General features: G+C 40.3%; 16 protein-coding genes. 13 read left to right on the plus strand and 3 right to left on the minus strand.

Annotation, left to right across the window (positions count from 1 at the left end):
* The first annotated feature begins 1385 nt into the window (after positions 1-1385).
* The 5 genes from CBM24_RS07205 to CBM24_RS07225 all read left to right on the plus strand — a co-directional run bounded on the left by CBM24_RS07205 (position 1386) and on the right by CBM24_RS07225 (position 10191).
* On the plus strand, positions 1386-2708 hold the full coding sequence (locus tag CBM24_RS07205; RefSeq protein WP_088160685.1) for an IPT/TIG domain-containing protein: 1323 nt from the start codon (positions 1386-1388) through the stop codon (positions 2706-2708).
* Between the two features lie 19 nt (positions 2709-2727).
* Complete coding sequence (locus CBM24_RS07210; RefSeq protein ID WP_088160686.1) at positions 2728-5859, plus strand: SusC/RagA family TonB-linked outer membrane protein; 3132 nt, start codon at positions 2728-2730, stop codon at positions 5857-5859.
* A 23-nt stretch (positions 5860-5882) separates the two neighbouring features.
* Complete coding sequence (locus tag CBM24_RS07215) at positions 5883-7931, plus strand: RagB/SusD family nutrient uptake outer membrane protein (RefSeq protein ID WP_088160687.1); 2049 nt, start codon at positions 5883-5885, stop codon at positions 7929-7931.
* A 78-nt stretch (positions 7932-8009) separates the two neighbouring features.
* A complete protein-coding gene (locus tag CBM24_RS07220) occupies positions 8010-8903 on the plus strand; it encodes a DUF1735 domain-containing protein (protein WP_088160688.1) in 894 nt (297 codons plus the stop codon).
* Between the two features lie 13 nt (positions 8904-8916).
* Positions 8917-10191: a BACON domain-containing protein gene (locus tag CBM24_RS07225; protein WP_232475713.1), complete on the plus strand. Its 1275-nt coding sequence runs from the start codon at positions 8917-8919 to the stop codon at positions 10189-10191.
* A gap of 167 nt (positions 10192-10358) precedes the next feature.
* On the opposite strand, the gene CBM24_RS07230 is transcribed toward CBM24_RS07225, so the two are convergent.
* Complete coding sequence (locus CBM24_RS07230) at positions 10359-11054, minus strand: hypothetical protein (protein WP_088160690.1); 696 nt, start codon at positions 11052-11054, stop codon at positions 10359-10361.
* 360 nt (positions 11055-11414) lie between these two features.
* Between CBM24_RS07230 and CBM24_RS07235 the strand changes: the two genes are divergently transcribed.
* Together CBM24_RS07235 and rlmB are read left to right on the plus strand one after the other, a co-directional pair.
* Entirely contained in the window at positions 11415-13271 is a 1857-nt protein-coding gene (locus CBM24_RS07235; protein ID WP_088160691.1) for a DNA polymerase III subunit gamma/tau, read from the plus strand.
* A 76-nt stretch (positions 13272-13347) separates the two neighbouring features.
* Positions 13348-14136: a 23S rRNA (guanosine(2251)-2'-O)-methyltransferase RlmB gene (rlmB, locus tag CBM24_RS07240; protein ID WP_046672182.1), complete on the plus strand. Its 789-nt coding sequence runs from the start codon at positions 13348-13350 to the stop codon at positions 14134-14136.
* A gap of 59 nt (positions 14137-14195) precedes the next feature.
* Here the strand turns inward: rlmB and CBM24_RS07245 are convergent, their stop codons facing one another.
* Positions 14196-15962, minus strand: coding sequence for an AMP-dependent synthetase/ligase (locus CBM24_RS07245; RefSeq protein WP_088160692.1), 1767 nt, complete (start codon positions 15960-15962; stop codon positions 14196-14198).
* A 177-nt stretch (positions 15963-16139) separates the two neighbouring features.
* Positions 16140-18017 (minus strand): DEAD/DEAH box helicase, encoded by a 1878-nt coding sequence (locus tag CBM24_RS07250; RefSeq protein ID WP_075991675.1) that lies wholly within the window; start codon positions 18015-18017, stop codon positions 16140-16142.
* Between the two features lie 263 nt (positions 18018-18280).
* Here CBM24_RS07250 and CBM24_RS07255 point away from each other — a divergent pair, with 263 nt between their 5' ends.
* The 6 genes from CBM24_RS07255 (at position 18281) to CBM24_RS07280 (ending at position 26335) form a co-directional block, all read left to right on the plus strand.
* Positions 18281-18895: an RNA polymerase sigma factor gene (locus CBM24_RS07255; protein ID WP_088160693.1), complete on the plus strand. Its 615-nt coding sequence runs from the start codon at positions 18281-18283 to the stop codon at positions 18893-18895.
* A gap of 131 nt (positions 18896-19026) precedes the next feature.
* Positions 19027-19989 (plus strand): FecR family protein, encoded by a 963-nt coding sequence (locus CBM24_RS07260; protein ID WP_088160694.1) that lies wholly within the window; start codon positions 19027-19029, stop codon positions 19987-19989.
* Positions 19990-20152: 163 nt separating this feature from the next.
* Positions 20153-23506 (plus strand): TonB-dependent receptor, encoded by a 3354-nt coding sequence (locus CBM24_RS07265; RefSeq protein WP_232475714.1) that lies wholly within the window; start codon positions 20153-20155, stop codon positions 23504-23506.
* Positions 23507-23726: 220 nt separating this feature from the next.
* On the plus strand, positions 23727-25082 hold the full coding sequence (locus tag CBM24_RS07270) for a hypothetical protein (protein WP_088160696.1): 1356 nt from the start codon (positions 23727-23729) through the stop codon (positions 25080-25082).
* A 56-nt stretch (positions 25083-25138) separates the two neighbouring features.
* A complete protein-coding gene (locus CBM24_RS07275; protein ID WP_088160697.1) occupies positions 25139-25942 on the plus strand; it encodes a hypothetical protein in 804 nt (267 codons plus the stop codon).
* Between the two features lie 78 nt (positions 25943-26020).
* Positions 26021-26335 carry a hypothetical protein gene (locus CBM24_RS07280; RefSeq protein WP_088160698.1) on the plus strand — a complete coding sequence of 105 codons (315 nt, stop codon included), beginning with the start codon at positions 26021-26023 and terminating at the stop codon, positions 26333-26335.
* Positions 26336-26338: the final 3 nt, after the last annotated feature.

Here is a 26338-nt window from a genome sequence, read left to right on the forward strand (position 1 = left end):
AAGAAAACTAAGCATCCGGAATATGGCTAATTATTTAATATGCGTGTTTAATTATTTACTTTAAGCATTTTATTATTTTTAACAATTTATTTGTAACGATATATTGTTCTATATCACACTTGTTCATCAAATGATTCCAAACGTAAAATTTGTTATTGTTTTATATTGTAGAATTAATTCCTAAATCCACTGCATTACTTCTCAATTGATCGACATTACTTCCTGTTACTGTTAAATAATCCCAAATATATCGATTCTACAAGATCAAAATTTGACTGAAACGGTAAAATGAGTTGACCATTTGTGCCTTTTTTATAGCAGTATTCAAAACGCATAATACTGGGTTTTAAGGAAAATGCTTGCGTCGTGTGAGAAATTCGGACACTTTTGGAGAAATTCGGACAATAATCGAGTATGCTCGAACTGGACATTGGCTGTATGACGCTATATGCTTTTTCATTTTCCTGATTTTTGGAGTGTTATCAAATCAAAATTAGGGAAGTGGGATACCAAAAAAATGGGCTTTTAAGTACAATTTTTTGGTGTTTGCCTCGCTATTCGTGCAGTCTTTCTTCGCCTCTTGTCCATACCATCTTCGGAATGCCTATATAGATTCTCTACTCATTCTCCACTTACTGCCTACATAATCAGTAGGGAAAGACTAGGGGATGAGTGGAGAAAAGTAAGGTGATCGGCGAATAAGGGGCGAGGTAGTTCCGAATGAGTTCCGAAAATAGGATGAAAAATTTTAGATAATGCTAATCGTACTAACTTCCTTTGTTCGTTGCTATTTTTTCTAATCTTGTTTGCGCGCTGACGTACCACTGACCTACTGTTGGCCTACTATTCTCCTATCCCAGTAAACCAAATGTAGGCCAACAGTAGGAAAACTGTAGGTGAAATACAGTATTAAGGTAGGTAATTACTAAAGGAAAATAACTAGTTGGTTGTGTCCCAATTACAGCACTATTTTCTTTGTTTGTTTTTTAAATCTGTTTTCCTGTGCAAAATTATTGCTAACAAGATGTTACAATGACGAAGGTTTCATTTTATTCTTTTTTGTAATATTTTTGTTTTATTTCGTTTATTAATTTTCTTTCTGCCCAAAATACACTCTTAGCATTAAATTAAAACAATCTTAATGATTTAATAACTAGCTGAATGATGGTTTGTGTGGGCTTGTTTTTAGTTTTGCAACGTTCTAATCGAAGATCTTATTACCTGTGATAGCTTATGTTATATGTTTCTAATGCTTTCATATTTTATTAAAATAACTTTATTATGTTTCAATTTTTGTTTTTTAAATATTTGTTTTGTTTGTTTTTCTAAATTATATTCGATCTAACTTTTAGAACCAATTGTAGATTTACTTAACCGAAGTTATTATGAAATGTAGTCAATTAACATTTTCTTTGTTAATGTTGCTGTTTTCTTCTTCCTGTAAGGAAGATGTTGCGACAAAACAGAGCGAGCATGATCCAAATAAACCAGTCGTGCTCTCTTCTTTCTATCCTGCAGAAGGCGGGGCTAAGGATAAAATCTTATTAGATGGTCAAAATTTTGGATCCGATCCAAATAAGATCAAAGTGTATTTTAATAATGCACGGGCTGCCGTAGTATCCTCGAGTGGAGAACGCATTTATGCCATTGTACCACGCCTCCCTGGCGATGATCCCAAAATTTCGGTTGTCATCGGTAAAGATTCATTGGTTTATGATAAATCATTTACCTATCATATCCAGGCACAAGTTAGTACTGTCACCGGTACGGGGGATAAAAACTTTTTGGCGGGTACCCTTGATCAAGCACATGTCTACGGTAAATACCTAGATATGGACGCGCAAGGCAACCTGTTTATGACCTGGCGTGATGGTGGATCATTTGGGATAGCGCGTATCAACGAAAAGGAAAATATTGTTACCCCTTTATATTCAACGGCATCCTCACCGAACCCTTATGCCAATGGAGTGACGGTAGATCGGGTGACTGGTATTATGACGGTTTCACATGAGTCGGTTGCCGAAGTGTTTTTTTCCTTTGATCCAAGGGAAGCTTGGACAATTCGCCAGCGGAATGCACAGTTCTCAGCTGCGGATTATGCGAAGATCGTTCAGGCCGACCGTTATGCCAACTTTGTGACTTTTTGCCCCTACGATGGACATTTATATACACGCTTTCGTGATGGTCATATCGCTAAAATAGATCCGGTGACATATGCTGCGACGATCGTGCACAAAGGGCCTTATGGTTCACAATATGGACAGGCTATTAATCCTGCAAAACCTTGGGAATTGTATATTACGTTGCACTCAAACGCTAGCCCGAACACGTTTGCACAGGGCATTTCTGTATTAGACCTACGTCCTGACCATATCAACGAAGGCTTCAAACGTATCAATGCACCGGGTGGGTCGGGATTTCGTGACGGCCCCGTCAAAGATGCTGTATTCAATTATCCAAAAGATATCAAATTTGATAAGACCGGAAATATGTTTATTGCTGATTACGGTAACCATTGTATCCGCATGTTATCGGCTGATGGAATTGTTTCTACTGTTGCCGGACAACCGACTAAAGCTGGTTATAAAGACGGTGGGCCTGTAGAATCGCAGTTCAACCAACCTTGGGGAGTTGCGGTGAATGATCAGGGTGATATCTATATCGCAGATTGGAGCAATGCGCGCATCCGTAAATTAGTTATCGAATAATTAACCTACTTATTATATTATGAAGATTATTTATTTTTTGTGCATCCTGCCGTTGTGCCTCTGGCTATCACCTGCACTTGCACAACAAGCAGAAGAACAGTTAACGATTGCCGGAACTGTCGTTGATAGCAAGGGGCAACCTATATCTAAAGTGTCAATCTATGTCAAGGATAAACCGACAGGAGCAACTTCTACAGATGAAAAGGGAAAGTTTACTATTAAAGCTGCGTATGGAGACTGGTTGGTATTTACCAGTGTGGGCTATGATGTTGCCGAGCATTTGGTGGTAGAATCGACCAACAATCTGGAAATAAAAATGCTCGATAAGAGTACAAATATTGATGAGGTCGTCGTAGTTGGTTTGGGCGCAAAACAACGGAAAATTAGTTCTGTAGGTGCCATTACAACAGTTGATGTAAAACAGTTACAAAGTCCCGCGCCTTCTATCGCGAATATGCTGGGCGGTCGTGCAGCAGGCATTATATCCATGCAGACTTCGGGTGAACCGGGATCAAATATCTCTGATTTTTGGGTGCGTGGTATAGGTACATTTGGTGCCAACGCGAAAGCCTTAGTGCTTATTGATGGGCTTGAAGGCGATTTAAATACCATAGACCCTGCAGACGTGGAGAGCTTCTCCATTCTGAAAGATGCTTCAGCAACAGCAGTATATGGTGTGCGGGGTGCAAACGGAGTGGTATTGGTGACCACTAAACGCGGTACTGTAGATCGGATACAGATCACTGGGCGTGCAAATACGACCTTATCCAGACTGAATCGTTTACCGAAATACCTACGTGCTTATGATTATGCCCTATTGGCTAATGAAGCTTCCGTAGTGCGGGGGAGCGAGCCCTTGTTTAATGATACTGAATTAGGTATTATACAGCAACATCTAGATCCAGATATGTATCCTGATGTCAGCTGGCAAGATGAGATTCTAAACCGAAGCTTTTGGCGTCAAAGCTACTATGCTTCGGGACGTGGAGGTTCTGAGGTTGCACGATATTTCCTGAGTTTGGGCGGTAATAGCGAAACAGCGGCCTACAAAGTTGATAAGAGTAGTATTTACAGTTCTAATGTTGGTTACAATACTTACAATTATCGGCTTAACCTTGATATCAACCTGACAAAAACGACTAAGGTGTTTTTGGGTTCAGATGGATTTTTATCGGTTAAAAAAGAACCGGGTTATGGGAATACGGATGCGATCTGGAAAACACAATCGACACTTACGCCAATTTCCATTCCGCTTCAATATTCCAATGGCTTATTGCCTGGTTTAGGAGCAGGCCAACGTTCATCACCTTATGTGATGATCAATCGTACGGGTAACTATAATAATCAAAACTATAAAGGTAAGGTAACCGTGGCGCTTGATCAAGACTTAAGTAGTCTCCTGGAAGGTCTGAAAATTCGTGGTCAGGGTGCTTATGACATTCAGAGTTATTTTGCCGAACGTAGATGGATGCAACCGGCATTGTATGAGGCAACCGGCCGAAACTTGGATGGTTCGCTAATCATGGTTCAAAAGGTACAGGAAAGTCCGGCTTCCTATCTGAAGACCGTAAGCCAGTACCGAAAATATCATTTTGAGTCTACACTTAATTATGAGAAAAAATTTGGTGAGGATCATCGTACCTCAGCTTTGGTTTATTATTACCTGAGCGATGCTAAAGATACCGATGATGCAACCAGTAATATGACCGCAATACCTGTTCGTTATCAAGGGGTTTCCAGTAGGTTTACCTATGGTTATAAGGATACATACTTATTGGACGCCAATTTTGGATATACAGGTTCTGAAAACTTTCAGCCCGGCCGTCAGTATGGGGTCTTCCCATCGGTGGCAGTGGGATGGGTACCTTCAAGTTACCAATTTGTGAAAGATGCGGCACCTTGGTTAGACTATTTCAAAATCAGGGCATCTTATGGTACCGTAGGTAATGACCGGATTTTAAATGCTGTCCGTTTCCCTTATCTGACGAAAGCGGATATTTACAATAGCGGTGTTTGGGGAGTTGGTGGCATTGAAACAATTTCTGAAACGCGTATCGGGGCGGACAACCTAGCATGGGAACGCTCGATTAAGTCCAATCTAGGAATAGAGGGAAAGCTCTTTAATAACAAAATTGATTTTGTGATTGATTTTTTCCAGGATCAGCGCAACGGTATCTTCCAGCCACGGGTTCAGGTGCCGGATTATGTGGGTGTAATATCCAATCCTTACGCCAATGTGGGGCGTATGAAGAGCTCGGGTGCTGATGGTAATTTGAGCTACACCACCAAACTCAATAGCGATATGACTCTTACTTTGCGGGGTAATTTTACCTATTCAAAGAATGTCGTACAAAATTGGGAACAGGCTTACCTGGAGTATTCTTACTTGGAGTTTAACGGCTATCCTTACGGCTCTATCCGTGGTTATCAATCATTAGGATTATTTAAAGACGAAGACGATATCAAATACAGTCCGACACAAAGCTTTGGAACGGTATTACCTGGTGATATCAAATATAAAGATGTAAATGGTGACGGTATCATCAATACGCTGGATAAAGTTCCATTGACCCATAGCAACTATCCATTGACCATGTATGGTTTCGGAGGAGAGTTTCGTTACAAAAATCTATCTCTAGGAGTGTTATTCAAAGGTACAGGGAAGACGTCCTTTTTCTATGTGGGGCAGCCAATGACATATAAAGATGCTACTGAAAATACCGGTATGGGTTATATGCCGTTTTTTGGCGGTACAGATGGTAACGTCATTACCTTGGCTAATGACCCTGCCAATCGTTGGATCCCAAGAGACTATGCGTTACAGCATGGTATTGATCTATCTTTAGCTGAAAATCCAAATGCTAAATTCCCCCGTTTGCAATACGGAAACAACAGTAACAACAGTCAGCTGTCATCGTTTTGGATGGATGATGCCCGCTATTTGCGCTTACAGGAGGTTACTTTGAATTATACCCTAAGCCCTAAGTTTTTAACGAGACTGGGTGTCAGATCTATGGATCTTCAGTTTGTTGGGAATAACCTTTATATCTGGGATAATGTTAAGATTTTTGACCCCGAACAAGCGGCCTGGGGAGGGCGTAAATATCCAATTCCGACGACTTACTCGTTACAGGCTTATATTAATTTTTAATAGTATAGAAATAATTGAAGGACATGAAAAGGTCAGTAATCATAAAGAGAATAACCAAATTCGTCTTAGCCATACAACTGTTGTTTATGGTGGCATCCTGTAAAGATTATCTAAATATTGATAAATATTTTGATGATGAGTTCAATATTGATTCAGCTTATACAAATACGCGTTATATCGAAGCGTATATGTGGGGGGCGGCAGCACTGTTCCCTGATGAATCCAATACGATCAGATCAAATTATACGCCCGGGCCAATGGCGACAGATGAAGCTATAAATGGCCTTACAGGCACTGGAACTACTAATATTTATTACGGGATGGATTTTGTCACCGGAAATATTACGCCTGATTTTTACGGTGGACTTAATCAATGGGGAAAATACTACAAAATCATTCGTAAAGCTAATAATGTTTTAAAGAACCTCGATGTGCCAAGGGATATGAGCTACGCAGACCGTAACCGTATCGAAGGATATACACGTTTTATTAGAGCTTACGCATACTATAACCTCATTATAGATTTTGGCCCACCGATCTTGCTGGGAGATGAAGTTGTGAATACCAATGAGGATATTGCGTATTATGACCGGCCCCGGGCAACGTATGATGAGGCTATGGAATACATCTGTGGTGAATTTGAAAAGGCTGCAATACAACTTCCCACTGATGTTAGTCTATTGGATTTTGGCAAACCGACAAAAGGAGCAGCATTTGCATTGATCGCCCGTTTGCGCTTGATCCATGCCAGTCCATTGTTTAATGGCGGACCGGTTGCCGCATCCTATTTTGGTAGCTGGATTCGCAAGACCGATGGTACACATTATGTATCACAACAATACGATGAAAAACGTTGGGCAGTAGCAGCTGCCGCTGCTAAGCGTGTCATGGATATGGGCCGGTATAAATTATATACAGTGCCAGCGGACGAAAGAACGCCCACACTTCCGACTGGCGTAACTTCCGACCCCAACTTTTATGGAAGCTATCCGAATGGGGCGGGTGGTATTGATGCATTTAGATCATACTCTGATGTCTTTACCGGTGAAGCTGTAGCTTCAATCAATCCCGAATACATCTGGGGACGTAATACGAATTATATCATAACGGATTTGAACAAGGGTGCATTTCCACCAACCTTAGGGGGATGGGGGCGTTTTTCGGTGACTCAAAAAGTCGTGGATGCCTATCTGATGGATGATGGACGCACCAAAGAAGAAGCGCGTGGCGATACGTATTTTGAAGCTGTAGCGGATCTTCCCGCCGGTGGTACTTTTGGTGACTTATTTACAGCTCAGCCGCGTAATTTTTCGGGTTACCCACTGAATGCGGGGATATTTAAGATGTATGCAAACCGTGAAATGCGTTTTTATGCATCCATAGGTTTCAACGGTGCTGTGTGGCAGGCTTTGTCTAGTACAACGTTGAATACTCATGCGGCTAAATATTTTTACCAGGAACCTGATGGCCGGGGAGGTGTTTCGGCATCGTCACCTAACTACCCGTTGACAGGTTATGTTATTAAGAAATGGGTAAACCCATTTGATGCGATCAGCGGTACGGGTGCCAGAATGATGCCCAAAGCATATCCTATTATCCGTTATGCAGAAATATTGTTATCCTACGCTGAAGCACTAAATAACCTTACTGGAAGCCATACAGTACAGCTTGGTGATAAAACCTATACCGCGAGCCGGGATGAAAGTGAAATAAAAGCTTCTTTTAATTCTGTTCGGTACCGTGCAGGTTTACCAGGATTGTCCACTGCGCAGCTTGCCAACAAGGCAGAGGTGCAGAAGCAAATAGAACGTGAGCGTATGGTGGAGTTTCTATGGGAAAACAGACGCTTTTACGATGTACGCCGTTGGGGCAAGTACGAAGAAACGGAACGTGAGCCTATTCGCGGTATGAACCCCGATGGTGCGGATCGGGAATCTTTCTACAAGCGAGTTTCACCAGGTACATCGTCATTCCTGACAAGGCAGGTCGATAAAAAGTTGATTTGGGTGCCTATACCTCGTGCCGAAATGCGCAGATTACCATCATTGGATCAGAATCCGGGCTATAATTAGGATTAAGCATTAGAAAAGGAAAATATAACCGTCTTCCATAGCCGTTTTGGTTTGTGGAAGACATTAAAATATTAAATTATGAAACGAAGTTTTATCGCTATACTGACAGCTTCGATGGCTTTAGTTGCCTGTAAGGACAACGAAATATTCGAAAAGGAAATGTATAAAAATGAGGTAGCATTAATAAGTTCTGATTATCACAATACGTTTAAAGAAGTGGTTCGCTTGACCGGAGAAGAGGTGATTGGCTATGTAGCGGCATCATCAGGAGGTACACATGCGCCTGATAAAGATCTTGTTATTGCACTGGAAGAGGATTCAGAACCTTTAGTAAAATACAATTTTGCTGTTTATGATAATTCGGAAGATCTGTATGCCAAATTACTTCCCAAAGAGAAGTATGACATCATGGACAAAAAGATTGTGATCAAAGCAGGTGAGCTAACAGGCCGTACCATGGTTAAATTGCGACCAGATGGATTATCTCCGGACTCTACCTATTTTATTGGACTGAAAGCGACAGGCTCATCCGGTGTTGAAATCAATCCTAAGAAAAGCACCATGTTGTACCAGGTCATCATAGAGAATGAATATGCATCACAGGCCAAAAATACCATGTATTCAATGGTGGGGTTTGCCAATGGTTTGTCTACAGCGGCGAATAAACAGCTATTTCCATTAACCAGCAATAGCGTGAGGATGGTCGCCGGTAATGAGACTTTTATATCTAAAGTACCTAATATTGAGAAAAACTGTCTTACCTTGGAGATAGATGATTTTAATAACGTAAAGATAAAGCCTTACAAAGATATTCAGGTCGTACAATTGGACAATGACCCCATGTATCCGAATAAATTCAAAGTGGAAGAAGCATTTGGTATGCGCACAAACGTGTTTCTATTGTCATATCAGTATACGATAGGCAATGTGACGACAATTATGAAGGAACGTGTTGAAATGCAGGCTAAATAAAATTATGGAATTCATGAATACGATTAATTATTACAAATTGGATACGCTTCCAAAATCAACAGTTGTCTTTTGTCTTAGTTTGATAATGATACTAACATCCTGTAAAGACGATCTTGCGGTAAATGGTGATTTTGCACTAAAAGATAACCCATCAAAATTGGCCGCTGCGGCTAATGGTGTATCTGAAACCTACACTGTTCAGGCGACTGGCAAATGGAAGGTTGAGCCCCTCCGAAAAGAAAACTGGGTTAAAGTCGATCCAATGGAGGGGAATGGAAATGGAACATTTACCGTTACCGTTCACAAAAATACCGATCCCGAAGCGCGTGAACTGACTTTGTTTTTTACTTTAGATGGAAAGTTACAAAATAACGTGCTGAATGTAGAGCAGGCAGGAACCACAGATCAAGGACAGGTGAAAGATCCCTATTTAAAAATAGATGGCATATCCAACCGTTTGGAAGTTCTGGAAGATGGTATAACCGGGCAGTATATTCTCCGCGCTACGGGGAAATGGAAAGTCGCTTTGGAAAATGAATCTGAATGGGTGAAAGTTGCACCTATGGAAGGTGAGGGTGATACCCCAATAACAATCACGGTAAATAAAAATACCGACATTGAGCGTACAGCAAATCTATTGTTATTTTTAGGCGATGTGCAACAGGCATCTCCGCTAACTGTATATCAGAAAGGCGTAAAATTGCAAGTAGAGGGCGATGTCGTTCTTCAGGAGGACTTTAACTGGCTGACCTATGGAAGCGAGATCTTTAATGCGACTTCAGGCGAAACAAGGATTGCTTTATGGAGCACTGATGAATTGGCCAAAGGCTGGACCAGTACGATCAATACGACAGAAGGGGGCGGTAATTATGCATCGATTTATGCGCGACCAGGCTTTATTAAATTAGGGCGTACGAACTACGGCGGCGATCTAATTTCGCCGAAGCTGGCCAATGTACAGCGTACAAAAAATCTATTGGTTACCTTCAAAGCTGTACGATATGCCACTGGTGACCATTATCTACTCAACGTTGGTGTCAAAGGACCAGGAACGGTCAGCGTGAGCCAATTTAATGTGATGAACGTTGCAACTCCTAATTCGAATCTAGAATCGTGCAGAGCTGCATGGCAAGCTCCGGAAGCGACCTATTCTTTTGTTGTTACGGGAGCTACTGCGGAGACTCAAATTTGGTTATTGGGTGGCGCGTTTGATCAGCGTGCTGGTAATTGGCCGGCTACCGTTAACCGTATTTTTGTCGACGATATCGTTGTTACCGTCGCTAAATAATAAACCTGGCCCATGCATACTTTCTCTTCAGAAAAATTGCATGGGCTATTTTTGTGCCCTCCCTCGAATAGTTTTTAACCGCTATCACAAACTTAGACGGCTTTTGCATGCTGTTATTTTATACAAGGCCAAGCCCAAAAACTGGCCCTATAATCTTTTAAGAGAAATTAATACGTTACTTTAGGCTTGCCATTTTCACAGACCATACCTTTAGCCGGTTTTTCATTTGTCTCGCTACAATTTAAGCTTTTGTCCAGTATTCTTTTGGCATTGTCCAAATGATTATATTGTTCTGCCATATTTCCAAACTCAGCAAAGTTTTCTTTGTCCGTATACAATATGGAGATAAATTCACAGTCTTTACGAAAGGTGGCAATGTGCCATTTACTTGGGTCCTTGCAGGGAACGTCATTAAAAAATGTCTGCAATTTGGGGAGCAGATCCGCCAATCGTTGATTGATTTCGGATAATTCCAGATCTCTAGCCGAAGCGACTTTCAGTTTACCGGCGATGCAACGTATCCCAAAATGGGGTGGAAGATAATTAGGGGCTACGCTCGTGTTGTAAATAATTGGTCCTTTATATACTTTCTGTGCTCTCTCTTTAAGATCTGCGGCCTCGGCAAGTAATTTATTATAAGTTTGCTCGAAGCTCGGATGTACGGGGACGTAGGTATAATAAAGTGTGTCAATACGGCATTCCTTCAGATCATTGCAAGAAAGATTTTCAGTAAGTTTTACCGCTTCCTGAATTTTGAGATCCGCCAGTCTAGAAAGCTCATCGTAATTATCTTCTTTTTTGCATCCGGAAAATAGAAAAATACTGAATAAAATGGTGTAAAATAAAGTTATCCTTTGCTTCATAAATTTGGTTTTAATTATTTTGATAATAATATAACGGTCAATATTAAGTTTACGCTACAAAGATGAGGATAAAATCATTGCAAAAAACCTCCACGGTGATGCCCTAAGCAATCTGTTAAAGACGCTTCTATAAAAGATGTGCTATCTCAATGGGATAAAGAAGCTGTTTAATAAGCGAATTGCCCCTGAGAATAGAAAATCTGAAAGTAGCCCCGAAGGATTGAATAAAATTAAAGAAAAATAGGGATGTCCGATCTTTTAAGTGACTCCAGAAAGTTGGACATCCCTATGAATTACTAACTTGTGATTTTTAGGTTTTAGTTTCTCCATTTTCTTTTTTAAAATCCGTATCTTCGTGCAATGGATAATTTTATTGTTTCTGCACGTAAATACCGCCCGATTACCTTTGATTCGGTTGTAGGTCAGCAACACATCACAGGCACCCTAAAGAATGCAATTCACAACAATCAGTTGGCGCAGGCATTTTTATTCTGTGGGCCACGGGGTGTTGGTAAAACTACTTGTGCGCGTATTTTGGCCAAAACAATAAATTGTGAACAGATCTTACCCGGAACGGAGCCTTGTGGTCAATGCGATAGCTGCAAATCCTTTCAAAACGGTAATTCTTTCAGTATACACGAACTTGATGCTGCATCCAACAACTCTGTAGACGATATTCGCAATCTGATCGATCAGGTCCGTATACCGCCGCAGGCCGGAAAGTATAAGATCTATATCATTGATGAGGTGCACATGCTTTCGCAGGCTGCTTTTAATGCCTTTTTGAAGACCTTGGAAGAGCCGCCTTCGTATGCGATTTTTATCTTGGCTACAACAGAGAAACATAAGATTTTACCCACGATCCTTTCGCGCTGTCAGATCTTTGATTTCAACCGTATAAAAGTGGAGGACATGGCAGGTCATCTGGCGAGAATAGCTGATCGTGAAGCGATAGCTTATGACCAAGATGGTTTGCATATCATTGCCCAAAAGGCAGACGGTGGTCTTCGTGACGCCCTGTCCATGTTTGATCAGATCGTCAGCTTCTCCAATAAAAACGTAACCTATCAAGCTGTAATCGATAACCTGAATATTCTGGATTACGATTATTATTTTAAGTTAACGGATTCGATCTTGGCTGAAGATGCTGCACAAACGCTTTTGACATTTAATGAGATTTTGAACCATGGCTTCGACGGAAGTCATTTCATTGCTGGTCTGTCGGCCCATTTCCGTAATCTGCTGGTGGCCCGAGAGCCCGCTACCTTAAAACTATTGGAAGTTAGTGACAGCATACGTCAAAAATATTTACAGCAAGCGCAGAAAGCTTCTTCAGGGCTTCTATTGTCAGCATTGAATATTTCAAATCAGTGTGAAATAAATTACAAGACGAGTAAAAATCAACGCTTGCAGGTAGAGCTTGCTTTGTTGAAAATGTGTCACATCGCAAGTGCCATTAAATTAAGCCAGCTTGGTTCCGTACAGATTCCTTCAGCTGCTGAAGGAGTAAAAAAAAAACTCCCTGAGCCAGTAGTTTCGCAGGCGAAGGAAAGTTCTTCTACGGCTGCATCTTCTGTAAATACAGGACAAAATGGGCCATCAGCACCAGCTTTATCGGCTCACGTGCCTGTCCCCAGCCCGCCAACAACAGTTTCCAATCACCAGACTTCGACCGTCAAACCCGAAGTAAAAAATGAGGGAGCTTCAAACGTGCCCCCAAAAGTCAAAAAAGGCGGATGGGGATCTTCTGCCTCTGCAATTATTCCATCGCTGCCCGATCTGAACACCATTTATGACAATAATTCTGTTGCCAAAGAGGGGGATGAACCTGAATTAATAAGAGGTACCGAACAGCGTGAGGTAAGCTTCAATCAATTTATAGCCATCTGGAATGCTTATGCCGAGCAATTGAAAGCAGAAAATAAAATCAATCTATATACGATGATGACGGCTACGCAACCTCGCTTGAAGGGCACATTGATCGAGATAGATGTCGAGAATGCTGTACAGATGGATGTATTGCAAAGTGCGAAAGTGGATGTGTTGAATTATCTTCGCGTCAAGCTGCAAAATTTTACGCTCGATCTACAAGGGGTTATGATGGAATTTACCGTATCCCGTAAACCATACACCTCCCAGGAAAAGTATCAGGCTATGGTGAGCAAAAATCCACTTTTGGATACTTTGCGTAAGGAGTTTAACTTAGGTTTAAGCTAAATCAAAGCTTTAATTCCTGTTAATTTTTGTACATTTGCAAACTCTTCCATGAAGAGGGAAATATTTAGTATTTATTATGCAAGGAAATTTTCAGAGACGTGATCGCGACCACGGGGAAAGACGTGAAGTGAATCAGATGGTATTTGGTATTCGTGCTGTCATCGAAGCAATCGATAGTGGTAAAGAGATCGAGTCATTATTTATACAACGCGGTTTGAGCGGCAGTTTGATTCTAGAATTGAAAGCCTTGTTAAAGGAACATAATATCGCTTCTCAACAGGTGCCAATTGAAAAATTAAACCGCATAACACGTAAAAATCATCAAGGTGTAATTGCGGTTATTTCTCCAATTACCTATCATGATATAGAAGAACTTCTCCCTCAGATTTATGAAAAAGGTGAAACTCCTTTACTTCTGATGTTGGATGGAGTGACCGATGTGCGCAATTTGGGTGCTATTGCACGTACAGCGGAATGTTCTGGAGTACATGCCATCATTGTCCCTAAAAAGGGCTCAGCTGAGGTTAACCCTGATGCCATTAAAACATCTGCTGGAGCACTTTATAAAATCCCTGTCTGTCGCCATGATAGCTTGTCCAAAGTTGGTAAATTTTTGATTGATTCAGGTGTGCAGTTAGTTGCCAGTACAGAAAAAACAACCTCGAGCATTTACGATGTGGATTATACAGCTCCAACCTGTGTAATTATGGGTGCAGAGGACGTTGGTGTTTCCAATGACCTAATTCGTATTGCCGACCACCTGGCCAAGATACCAATGTACGGTGAAATAGGTTCGTTAAATGTATCTGTGTCGGCCGCAGTAGTGATCTATGAAGCGATTCGTCAACGGATTGTTAAAAAATAAAGAATATAATTTAGTTGATTACAAAAAGCCTTTGTTTTTGACAAAGGCTTTTTTGTAGACTAGTTTTGATAAATATCTTCAATCTCTTGTTCGTATTTTTGCAAGATAACTTTTCTTTTCATTTTTAACGTCGGTGTCAATTCACCGGTTTCAACGGTCATTTCGTCGGGAACTATGATGAACTTCTTGATCTGTTCCCAGCTGCCAAAATTTTGATTAATACGGTTGAGTTCCGATCCCATTTTCTGTTTCAGTTCTGGGCTATTTAGAAAATCTAGTCTAGAAAGATTGGCAAGGGCGGGAAAAGCACTTCTTGACCATTCTAGAAGATTATTATAGTTGGGAACAATCAACGCCGCAGGAAATTTGCGGCCTTCTCCAAGTACCATAGCCTGTTCGATAAATGAAGATTCGACCAGTTTAGATTCGATCTGCTGCGGAACGATATATTTTCCTCCAGAAGTCTTGAACATCTCTTTCTTTCGGTCTATAATTTTAAGAAATTTACCGTCTACCCATTGGCCAATGTCCCCAGTATAAAGCCAGCCATCCTTGATCGCTTCTGCTGTTGCCTCTGGATTTTTATAATAGCCAATCATATTATTCTCGCCTTTAGTCAATATTTCTCCATCGTTAGCAAGCTTTATTTCGATATTAATTAACGGTAAGCCTACAGTACCAATTTTCATACCTCGTTTATAGCAGTTTACAGCGATACATGGTCCCGCCTCAGTGAGGCCATAACCTTCATATATTGGAATCCCTGCTGCCATATACAGACGGATTAATCTTTCCTGTAAAGCAGCACTCCCGGAGGCAATCCCTTTGATGTCACCACCTAATGCTTCGCGCCATTTTGAAAAAACTAATTTACGGGCAATGTTCAGTTGAAAGTCATACCACCATGTACGTCCCTCCAGTTTGTATTGTTCGCCGACGCTCAAGGACCAGAAGAATAGCTTACGCTTGACTCCTGTTAATTGCTCTCCTGTAGCCATAATCTTCTCATAAACTTTCTCCAATACACGAGGTACAGCGGAAAAAATATGTGGTTTAACGGATTTAAAATCTTCACCTATCGTATCCATCGATTGAGCAAAGAAGATTGTCAAACCTTTGTACATATATACATATTGGAATACGCGTTCATAGGCATGACAAACTGGAAGAAAGGAGAGGGCACGATCACCTCGTTCGACAGGAAAGGAATATTCACTACTCAACGTATCTGCCAATAAATTTTTATGAGACAACATAACACCTTTGGGATTTCCTGTTGTGCCAGAGGTGTAAATGATGGACGCCAATGTATCGGTTTTTATACCATCACGTAGTTGGTTTAGCGTTTCATCTGTAATGATCTCGCCCTTGGAAACGAAGTCATGCCAATGGTTTAGACCATCCTCTTTGTCTAGACTGTAAATAGCATTTAGTTGCGGACAATTATCTTGTATCGTTAATATCTTTGTGTATAGTGTCTTTGAACTAACAATACACTTCCTGATTTCGGCATGATTGAAGATATACGTGTAATCTAAGGTTGAAATATTAGGGTAGATGGCGACTACTACAGCTCCAATTTGTTGAATGGCAAAATCAAGGATATTCCACTCGATGCGGTTCTCACTAATTAATGCTACTTTCTCTCCAGGCTGAACGCCTAATGCGATCAAACCTTTAGATGTCTCGTTGATCTGTTCAATAAATTGAGTATTGCTTACTTGTACCCATTCGTTATCTTTTCTGAAAGAAAACATTGGGAAATCCGGGGCAATACTATATTGCAGGTATGCTAAATCAAATAATCTTGTTGCTACTATTGGCATGTTAGAAGTCCAGTTCGTATAATACAGCTAATTTACGCTTTTTTATAGAGACTATTATATTGGCAGGAGATATTAGTGCCTGTACTGTTAGGAGGGGAAATAAAAGAAAAGACTCTGGCATCTCAAGCTGATCGCTTTTGTACCAGAGTCTTTAACTCTTATGCTAAGTACTAATGATTAGTATTTGCTTTTTGATTCTTTACGTTTTCCAGAGAAATCACGGAAGCCGCCGCCATTGCTGCTACGCTCGCCACGATCACGACGCTCACCACTGAATCCGCCTTCACGTCTTCCGCTGCGTTCGCCGCCACCATATCCACCTTCACGTCTTCCACCGCGATCACCACCACGGTATCCACCTTCACGTCTTCCGCCACGATCACCACCACGGCTTCTTCCGCCACGGTCGCTACGACCTTCACCTCTTGCTTCACCAGATACTTCGATACGTACTTGACGACCGTTGTAATCTACACCTTGGAATCCTTGGAATACTTTTTCTACTTCTGCATCTTGAACTTCGAAGAATGTGAACACGCCTTTCAAATCAATTTTACCGATTGATTTTCCTGAAATATTCGCATTGTTACAGATGAAGCCCAACATATCTCCACGAGAGAATTCATCTACTGAACCTAAATTCATAAATAAACGCGTGTAGCCTTTTGAACCTTCACGTGAACGACCATCACGTCTATCACCGCGGTCTTCACGACCACCGTCACGCGCTTCGATATTTAAATCAGGTGCATTTTTGTAATAATCCAAGAAACGGTTGAACTCAAGAGAAGCGAATCTTTTGATGATATCTTCTTTTGAAAGTGACTCCAAATTTTCCATAATTGCAGGCAAGAATGGGCTGATTTGTTCGTCGTTTACTTCAACATTTTCAATCTTTTTAACGATAGAAAATAATTGTTTTTCGCAAACTTCAGCACCTTGAGGTACTTGTTTTTTCTCAAAAGGCTTACCGATGATCTTTTCAAGATGACGGATTTTGCTTAGTTCTTTTACGTTTACCAAAGAAAGTGAAATACCAGTTTTACCTGCACGGGCTGTACGGCCTGAACGGTGTGTATAGTTTTCTGTTTCATCAGGTAAAGAGAAGTTAATAACGTGAGTTACATCACTTACATCAATACCACGAGCAGCTACGTCTGTTGCGATCAACAATTGTAAACTACGGTCACGGTAACGTTTCATAACTTTATCACGTTGTTGTTGTGATAAGTCACCATGCAATGAATCTGCATTGTAACCATCTTTGATCAACGCTTCAGCGATATCCTGTGTTTCGATTTTTGTACGACAAAATACGATACCAAAGATATCAGGGTTTGAATCCACAATACGTTTGAACGCAGCATATTTATCTTTTGCTTTGATCAAATAATAGTGGTGTTCAATGTTGGCATTACCGGTGTTTTTTGTACCTACAGTAAGCTCAACTGGATCGGTCATATAATTCTTTGCGATACGACGTACCTCAGAAGGCATTGTCGCCGAAAATAACCAAGTTTTTTTCTCGTCAGGAGTTTCTGACAAAATGTTGTTGATGTCTTCTTTGAAGCCCATATTGAGCATCTCATCCGCTTCATCCAATACAACATATTTTACATTTGAAAAATCAATCGCATTTCTGCCGATGATATCCAACATACGACCTGGGGTCGCTACTACAATTTGCACTCCACGTCTAATTTGACGTAGCTGGTCTGAGATATTTGCACCTCCATATACAGCAACAACATGTACGTTGTCAACGTATTTAGCAAATTTTTCTAAATCTTTTGAGATTTGTAAACATAATTCCCGAGTAGGGCAAAGAATTAATGCCTGTGGGTGTTTTTGAGAAAAGTCTAATTGCTCTAATAATGGAAGACCAAATGCCGCGGTCTTTCCTGTGCCAGTTTGGGCTAATCCGACAAAATCGTCGTTACCAGTCAATAAAACAGGAATGGCTTTTTCCTGAATTTCAGAAGGTTTTTCGAAACCTAATTCTGAGATGGCATTAACAACTTCCTCACGGATTCCCAGTTCTAAAAATGGGTTCATGAAATATTTTATACAATAGGCACTATTGCCTAAGGCGTTGCAAAGGTAAGAATAATATTGGAATAAACAAATAATTTAAATAATTGATTTTTAAGGGAATCTGATTCTTTTATACCAGGTGATAATAAATTGAGCGCTGTTATATAGATTTAGCTCACTTTGAAAAGTATTATTTCGAATGTGAAACTATTTTATATACCTACAGTTTCTTTATTCATTTATTAATAGAAACTTAATATCTCAACCTTAATTTTGGTATTAGCATGAATCAAGGACCAGTTGTACATCAGCGTTGGCTACAAGCTATTAAAGAGTTTAACGATACTTCTGCTTATGAGGAATTGTATCGCTATTGCTGGAAAGATCTTTATCAGCACGCTGCCCGTCGGATCCTAGACCGACAGGATGTGGAGGATATTCTACAGGAGCTGTTTGTCCAATTTTGGGAAAGGCGGCATACAATCGACATCCAAATGAATCTTCCAGCCTATTTGAAAGGGATGCTCAAATATAAAATTATAGATTTCTTTAATTCCAATAAAGCCAAAGACAGATTGTTGGAGCACTGGAGTAAACATATATTCGACTATGTGCAGCAGCATCCAGAGGATCTCAATACGTATTTAGCCCTTGAGAAGTTGTTGGAGGAAGAGCTGGAAATTATGCCACAGAATATGCGGCAAGCGCTTTTATTGAAATGGGAACATTTATCCATTCGAGAGATAGCCATGCGTATGGGGCTGTCTGAGCAAACGGTCAAAAATAATCTTACGGAAGCATCCAAACGATTACGGAAAGCTATTTTGGGCTATCAACATGTTCAAAACGGTAGTTTTAGCCTTCTTTTGGTCTTTATTATAGACGAGCTCGCTAAGTAGCTTACCCACCTTGCCATATTCCTATTTTCTGAACTTTGATCCTTTAACAATTCTTTCATACAACATTAACTATTTCTTGAAGTACTTTGAGGCTTTTTTGCGGACTTGTATATAAACAGCAGGCATAAAAAGTGAAAAGAAGAATTTTTGAATCCTTAATCTATAGATACCAGCATAATAATGCGAACAAGGCTGAGAGGTCCCTGATTGATCGCTGGTATGATACGCTTGATCGGGAAGAACTTTCTGAAGGAGAGGTAGATGAGGTTCGATTATGGAATAATATACAGCAACGTATTGGAAGTACTGCGTCTAAAAAATCAGTGGGTCGGAGCATAATCTACTGGAGCGGAACGGTTGCAGCAAGTCTACTGTTATGTGTTAGCGTTTTATTTTGGACAAAACAGCATGATCTGAATTTCTCCCAAAGAGAAGCGAATTTAAAACCCGGTTACCGGATTTTTGAAACAGGGGCCTCACAACGTAAGCGGATATTTTTGGCCGACGGATCAACCGTTATAATGAACGCATATTCCAAAATTAAATTGGATACCGTCTCTTACAATAGGCGTGATCGAGTTGTGGAGCTTATGGCTGGAGAGGCCTATTTTGAGATCAAGAAAGATTCCTCAAAAGCTTTTGTGGTGAATGCCCGACAAATACAGACAAGGGTGCTGGGGACCTCCTTTACCGTGAAAAACTATGCGGAATTGGATGAGATATCGGTGTCCGTATTTACAGGTAAAGTGCAGGTTACTGCCAATAGCAATCCGCTGGGTGTGCTGACCCGCGGCGAACAGATCCGTTATACCAAAAATAACCACAATAGCCAGCAGGAGACTTTTGATCTGACGACACGGAATAGCTGGATTGAGGGAAGAGTTTATCTTAAGCAAAGCAGTTTTGCAGAATTGGCACTGGCGGTCAAAAGTATCTATGATGTGGATATTAAAACTGACGATCAGCGGATTGCCCAACAACGGTATAGTATGCCGATATCAAAGCAGCTGTCCTGGACGGCAACCCTGGAAAGTATCAAAGCAATTCATCACAACAAATCAAGGAAGGAGGGCAGGATAGTGCATATTTACTAATTCGGGAATAAAAAAAGAGAGCTGACGACGGCCATCGTCAACTCTGCATCATGTACCATTTGGAGATGGTATAAATAACATATACAACAACTTAAGAGATATTATATACGCATACAAATTTATGAAATTTAAGCAATACGTTACGCAAAACGATATTAAGTTTATGATAAGGACATCGTTGGTAGGTCTATTTCTTTCGATCGTGTCGGCCGAAATGCTCTTAGCTTCGGGCGCATACGGGCAGTTACTCAATAAAAAGATTACAGTTTCTTTTAGTGAATCTAATATTCCGGCGGCTTTCGAGCGTTTGGAATCCGAAAATATACATATCGCTTTCGATGCAGCGAAATATAATCTGGCAAAGAAAAAGGTAAATGCCAAAATTTTTAAAAGTAGTAGTGTCCGCGATGTCATGCGTTATCTGCTCAGGGAGACTGACCTAATGGCTCAAGACAACAGTGTCTATATTACATTAGTCGAAAAACCGGTACAGCAGAATGGGTATATTTCAGGTAAAGTTATTGATGATCGCGGTCAGCCTTTGGCTAATGCCAGCATCAAACTGATCGGTACCAATAAATCAACACAGAGCGGTATCGATGGGAGCTATCTTTTGAATGCTGAACCGGGAACCTACATATTGGAAGTCAGTTACCTCTCTTACCAGACCCAACGTATTGAAGGGGTCAAAATACAGTCCGGACAACGGACAGGGTTAAACATTGCCATGAAGACGCAGGTAAATGCGCTAGAGACGGCAGTTGTCAATGTATCGTTTAAAAAAGCTTCCGTAGCCGGTCTTTATGCGGCGCAAAAAAACGCAGCGTCGGTGACGGACGGAATATCCGCCGAACAGATCGCACGTACACCGGACAATGATATGGGGCAGGTTTTAAAACGTGTTACCGGATTGACCACTGTTAATAACCGGAACGTCATTGTGCGGGGGATGTCCGACCGCTACAATCAGGCCATGTTGGACGGTGTGGTGATTCCGAGTACTTCGCAGAATAGACGGGATTTTTCCTTTGATATTATACCGACAGAAATGGTGAGCTCGGTGGTGGTCAATAAAACGGCAACACCGGATGTATCCGCTGAATTTTCTGGCGGACAGGTTTCGGTAAATACATTGGATATTCCGGAGAAGAATTTTACGACAATACAATATGGGATAGGTGGTAATTCCCGCACAACTGGCAAAGACTTTTATCGGCTGGGGGAGCGGAAAGCATCGGAATTTTTTGGTTTTAATCATTCTTCTTCAAAACAACCTGAGGGGATATTGCCTTGGTATTGGAATGGTGAAGCCCGACGTCTGGATGCCCCCCCTGGGTATGTACTGGACGATCCAAAGTTAAATGAAGAATTTTTAATGCCGGGTTCAGATGTCAAGTATAATGACATTGATGCAATATCCCAATCTAAACAGGTCAATGCAGACGCTATGAAACTATATCGTTATAAAGCCAATCCCAACCAAAATTTTCGGTTTGCATTGGGGCGACGATATAATCTTTCAAATGGATTATTGTTTGGTTTCTCTGCTTCTGCGAATATTCGAAATGAACAAAATATTGTAGCCTTCAATAATGTGAGAGGATCCGCTATTAATGGAGCACACTATATTGACAGTACAGGAGTCGGTTTAAATGGAGCGGGTACTTCTTATCGTTTTAATAGTAGTAGTGGGTTAGTTGCGAATTTTGGGTTACAAGGGCAGGATTTTAAGCTCGCATTCAAAAATATATATGCCCGTACTTATAACAACTCCTATAATGAAAATATTCGAGCGGCCTTTGCAGACCTAAGTAATGCTCCAACAAAAAATCAGTATCAGCTGCCTGAAGCAATGTCTTTACAACAGCATCAATTAAGCGGCGAATATAAATTGCCTTGGAAAATTAAAGCGGAAGGCATGTTTGCCTATAATAAAATCAAACAACAGATTTTAGATGAGCGGAAATTGAGATATAGATTGACTACTGTATTCGATGATCAACATCTATTTCAGACTCCAAATTTGTTAAATCTTTCAGGATGGTCAAATTCATCTGTGCTGGGAAAAGATTCCCGTATGTGGACACAGATCAATGAGGATGATTATAATTGGGCAATGGCATTTTCCCGCATTTTTGGAGAAGGACGATCTGTCAGTACTTTGGTTAAAGTTGGTTATCAGGGCTGGTCTAAGAAGCGAGATTTATCCATATTTCGTTTGTTGCCCTTTACGCGTTCCTATATGCCTAATGATCCGTCAACCGCAGCACCTGCTATCGAAGCGCCTTATGATGTGTTGTTTTCGTCGGAAAATATTGGCAACGGCATTGGTCAGGCTTATTATTATCCCGAGCTTATTGGCGGAAATGTATATGACGGAAGTATGCAATCGCACGCAGGATATTTTATGTTGGATCAGAAATTATGGAATAAATTGCGCTTGGTGTATGGTGTTCGTGCTGAATATTATAACCTAAAAAATCGTCAGGACGAAATGTTTAGAAAACAGAATGGTGATCCGAATGATGACAAAAATAAATTTATAGCATATAAATTGCTTGTGCGTGAAAATAATTGGAAATTTTTACCATCCATTAATGCCACTTATAGTGTTACTAATACCTTTAATGTTCGAGGTAGCTATTCAAAAACTGCAATCCGTCCAGATTTTCGAGAAACAGGTTTTTTTGGATTTTATGACTTTGAACTGGATGCGATTATTTCAGGGGATAATGTGGAATCGACCTTTATTGATAATGTAGATCTGCGGTTGGAATGGTACCCAAGTCCGGGAGAAATTATATCATTAACGGGATTTTATAAATATCTGGATAAACCCATTGAACTGGTCGAAGATGAATCATTTACGGGTGGGGCCTATTATGTCTTTAATAATATGGAATCTGCTAAAAATAATGGGTTAGAATTTGAAATTCGTAAAAATTTAAGTTTTATAGGTGATAAAGATTGGTTAACAAATTTTTTTATCTCAGCGAATGCAACGCTTTTAAGCTCCAAAGTAAATGTATTGAGTTCGTGGAAGTATAAGATTGTTGACGGAAAGGAGTTGCCTGAGCGGATTAAAGATCGTTCTCCCGGTCAGGATCGTCCTTTGATCGGTCAATCACCATGGTTGTTGAATTTGGGAATTGGCTATTGGGGAAATTCATTCGGAACGACGGTTAGTTATAACCATAGAGGATACAGAACGAATATTACTTCCATTGATCCCAATAGAGTGGAATATGAATTAGCGCCTAAGCAACTGGACCTGCAGATATATAAACGTTTTCTCAACAATAAATTAGAAGCTAAGTTGAATATGGCGAACCTATTAGATGATTGGACTCGCTATTATCAGAATACAGAGGGATACAGTGTCGGAAATGAAAATGGAATTTATACAATCAAAAAATTTAAAGGGGACAATAGATACAATAAAGCTGATGGGGATATTATAACCTATCGAAAAAAAGAAGGGAGAAGATTTAATCTTTCATTGACATACAATTTTTAATAAGATAAAACTATCTGCGCGAGGCAGTTTCATATCACTCCTCAATAATGTACATAAGTTCCGGGTTTGTCCAAGTCGCACAACAGGGAAGTAAAATAGAAAAATACAGAAAACGGGTGATTGAAAACAACTATGCAACCTTATGAAATGCTATCCCATAGGGATGCATAGTCTAAAAAATGATCTTGTGATGGCAAAGCTAGTAATTATTTAACACAAAATGAAAAAAATCTTAACAGTAGCAAGCGTATGCGCAATCGCATTAGCTTCTTGTAACAAAGACAACGTAGGACCTAATTCAGATTTGAATGCTGGTTTGCCAAACAAACCTCAGGCAACGATCCCAACAGATGCTGCCGGTATTATTACTAAAACTACGCTTTCTGCAGATACCGTATGGAAAATTGATGGAGTTGCTTTCGTAAAACCGGGTGCGACATTGACAATTCAAGCGGGTACTTACATTACTTCTGGTAATACTAAAGCCTACACTGATAATGTCTCTGGAAAAACACACGATATTAAGGGAGTATTAGTTGTTCCAAAAACAGCGAAATTGATCGCTAATGGTACTGCTGCATCGCCTATCGTGTTTACTTCTCCGAATGCATCTGGATCCCGCAATCCTGGCGATTTCGGTGGATTGATCATATTGGGATCAGCAACAACAAACCAGCCTGCGACAACAAAAATCGAAGGATTACCGCAACCAATAGGAACAGATGTATCTTATGGTGGTTCTAGTCCAGCAGACAATTCAGGTTCATTGAAATATGTGCGTATTGAATTTGCCGGTTACAACTTGAACGATAACAATGAAATCAATGGATTAACGCTAGGTGGTGTTGGTAGCGGAACTACCCTAGAAAACATTCAAGTATCCTGGGGTAAAGATGATGGCTTCGAATTCTTCGGAGGTACTGTAAATGCGAAGTACTTGGTTGCATTATCGAATGACGATGATGACTTTGATTTCGATCATGGATACACTGGAACAATTCAATATGCCTTATCATTAAAGGATCCTAATTCAACAAATAGCACATCAAGCGGTAGCTCGGATTCAAACGGTTTGGAGTCGGATAACGAAGGTACAGCACCATATGCAGCGACACCTAAGACTCGTCCGGTATTGAAAAATTTCACATTCTTGGGTATTAAAGATGCTAGTGTAGCTACGACTAAGCTGAAATTTGGTAACCGTTGGAGAAGAGCTTCACAGTATGATATTCAAAATTCGATTATCGCAGGTTATGCCACAGGTGCTGCATTTCAGGATGGTGCAACAGGTACTTTTACAGGTAATGTTGTACATGCGTATACAGCAGCATTCAGTGGTGCAACACCAGCTGGAAATCAAACAAATGTTTCAACGGATGCTGCTGCTTATTTAAAGCTAGCAGGTGGTGTTAATATTTTTTATCCAACAACATCTACATTTAATCCTGCTTTTTTAAGACCATTGTCAACTTCACCTGCATATGGTGATGGAAGTACAACTTATAAAGGTGCATTCCATCCGACAACTGCTCCTTGGACTGCAAACTGGACTCAATTTGCTCCAAAAACTTATTAATATTGATTATTTAATTGAGTGAGCCATGCAATGGCTCACTTCTTTATCCTTTATAGATGATTAAAAATTTATTTCTCTGTTTTATAGCCCTTTGGATTGGATCCCTATTGTCTTCCTGTCAAAAAGGTGAACCTATTGTAGAAACTGAAGAATTGGCCCGGATTGCTTTTAGATCCTATAGCACTGCGTCGGTGGATGTAAAAAGAGTAACGATAGATGGAAAAGTTGCTAATCCAAACGATGCTAATTTTATTTTTATACGAAATAAAGATGCCGATTCTTCATCGGTCGTTGCATATAATAGTAATGATCAGGTCGTCCTAGAGCAACGGCTTCCGCTCAAATCAGGATTAAATACCTTTGGTGTACATAGTAAAAGTCCCATTGATCCGTCACTCGTTGTTGGGCCAAATCCCTTGGGAGATGATGTTGAATCGATTCCGGGTGTGAGGCAAGTAAAGATCTTAAATTATAATAAAACAATTTCACCTAATGGTGAGCCAATTCGATTGGCGGTTTATCAAGGTAAGCCTGTCTATGATGAAAGTTGGGGAATGGATATGGTCAAGTATGACGAAAATCCAATCCTGATTACCGACTTGATATCAGATAAAATTCCCGAAGAATTTATCAAAATACCGATTGACGCTACTTTTGTGCCAAAGGCGCAAGTATTAGATAAGGATTTAAAACCGATCCTTATAGATGGACAAAAAGTCTTTTTGTTTTTTAATTTTTCGGTAGATATCGGTATTGTATATCTCCCTCAAAAAGAATCCGATGCATATTTTGATGTTGATGCATTCTCAGAAATTGGAGGGATAGGCTATGGTTTGGATAATATCTGGCTACAGAAATAAAACTCATTACAAAACAAACACAGATACCCGTCAACACTTACATCAATGGTAAACCATTAATTCAAAAAAATAGTCATTATGAAAGGCATCAATGCTATAAAACATCGTAATTTATTTGCTATCTCCCTGAAAATTCAGGGAGATGTAGATCAGTCCGTTGATGCGGCTGCGCTGCTATCCTTAAGGAATGAAATGGCGGAGCTGAATGAACTTTATCGGCAATATTTGGAACAGTTGCAGCAGCTGGAAGACATCGTACAGGGCTATGAATCGAAGGAGCGAACCATTCGTTCGAAAATCTTGTCTCCTTCTCTTCGCAAATTAGCCAAAAATGGACAGACTGGAGCCGATCTACGTATGATCATCACCTCATTAAATTCTTGTGCACACTGATAA

It is taken from the genome of Sphingobacterium sp. G1-14 (genome assembly GCF_002196555.1).
Taxonomy (GTDB): domain Bacteria; phylum Bacteroidota; class Bacteroidia; order Sphingobacteriales; family Sphingobacteriaceae; genus Sphingobacterium; species Sphingobacterium siyangense.

Excerpts from the sequence above, each read along its gene's own strand:
- CBM24_RS07205 (WP_088160685.1), top strand. The coding sequence starts at position 1,386 with ATGAAATGTAGTCAATTAACATTTTCTTTGTTAATGTTGCTGTTTTCT.
- CBM24_RS07210 (WP_088160686.1), top strand. The coding sequence starts at position 2,728 with ATGAAGATTATTTATTTTTTGTGCATCCTGCCGTTGTGCCTCTGGCTA.
- CBM24_RS07215 (WP_088160687.1), top strand. The coding sequence starts at position 5,883 with ATGAAAAGGTCAGTAATCATAAAGAGAATAACCAAATTCGTCTTAGCC.
- CBM24_RS07220 (WP_088160688.1), top strand. The coding sequence starts at position 8,010 with ATGAAACGAAGTTTTATCGCTATACTGACAGCTTCGATGGCTTTAGTT.
- CBM24_RS07225 (WP_232475713.1), top strand. The coding sequence starts at position 8,917 with ATGAATACGATTAATTATTACAAATTGGATACGCTTCCAAAATCAACA.
- CBM24_RS07230 (WP_088160690.1), bottom strand. The coding sequence starts at position 11,054 with ATGAAGCAAAGGATAACTTTATTTTACACCATTTTATTCAGTATTTTT.
- CBM24_RS07235 (WP_088160691.1), top strand. The coding sequence starts at position 11,415 with ATGGATAATTTTATTGTTTCTGCACGTAAATACCGCCCGATTACCTTT.
- rlmB (WP_046672182.1), top strand. The coding sequence starts at position 13,348 with ATGCAAGGAAATTTTCAGAGACGTGATCGCGACCACGGGGAAAGACGT.
- CBM24_RS07245 (WP_088160692.1), bottom strand. The coding sequence starts at position 15,962 with ATGCCAATAGTAGCAACAAGATTATTTGATTTAGCATACCTGCAATAT.
- CBM24_RS07250 (WP_075991675.1), bottom strand. The coding sequence starts at position 18,017 with ATGAACCCATTTTTAGAACTGGGAATCCGTGAGGAAGTTGTTAATGCC.
- CBM24_RS07255 (WP_088160693.1), top strand. The coding sequence starts at position 18,281 with ATGAATCAAGGACCAGTTGTACATCAGCGTTGGCTACAAGCTATTAAA.
- CBM24_RS07265 (WP_232475714.1), top strand. The coding sequence starts at position 20,153 with ATGATAAGGACATCGTTGGTAGGTCTATTTCTTTCGATCGTGTCGGCC.
- CBM24_RS07270 (WP_088160696.1), top strand. The coding sequence starts at position 23,727 with ATGAAAAAAATCTTAACAGTAGCAAGCGTATGCGCAATCGCATTAGCT.
- CBM24_RS07275 (WP_088160697.1), top strand. The coding sequence starts at position 25,139 with ATGATTAAAAATTTATTTCTCTGTTTTATAGCCCTTTGGATTGGATCC.
- CBM24_RS07280 (WP_088160698.1), top strand. The coding sequence starts at position 26,021 with ATGAAAGGCATCAATGCTATAAAACATCGTAATTTATTTGCTATCTCC.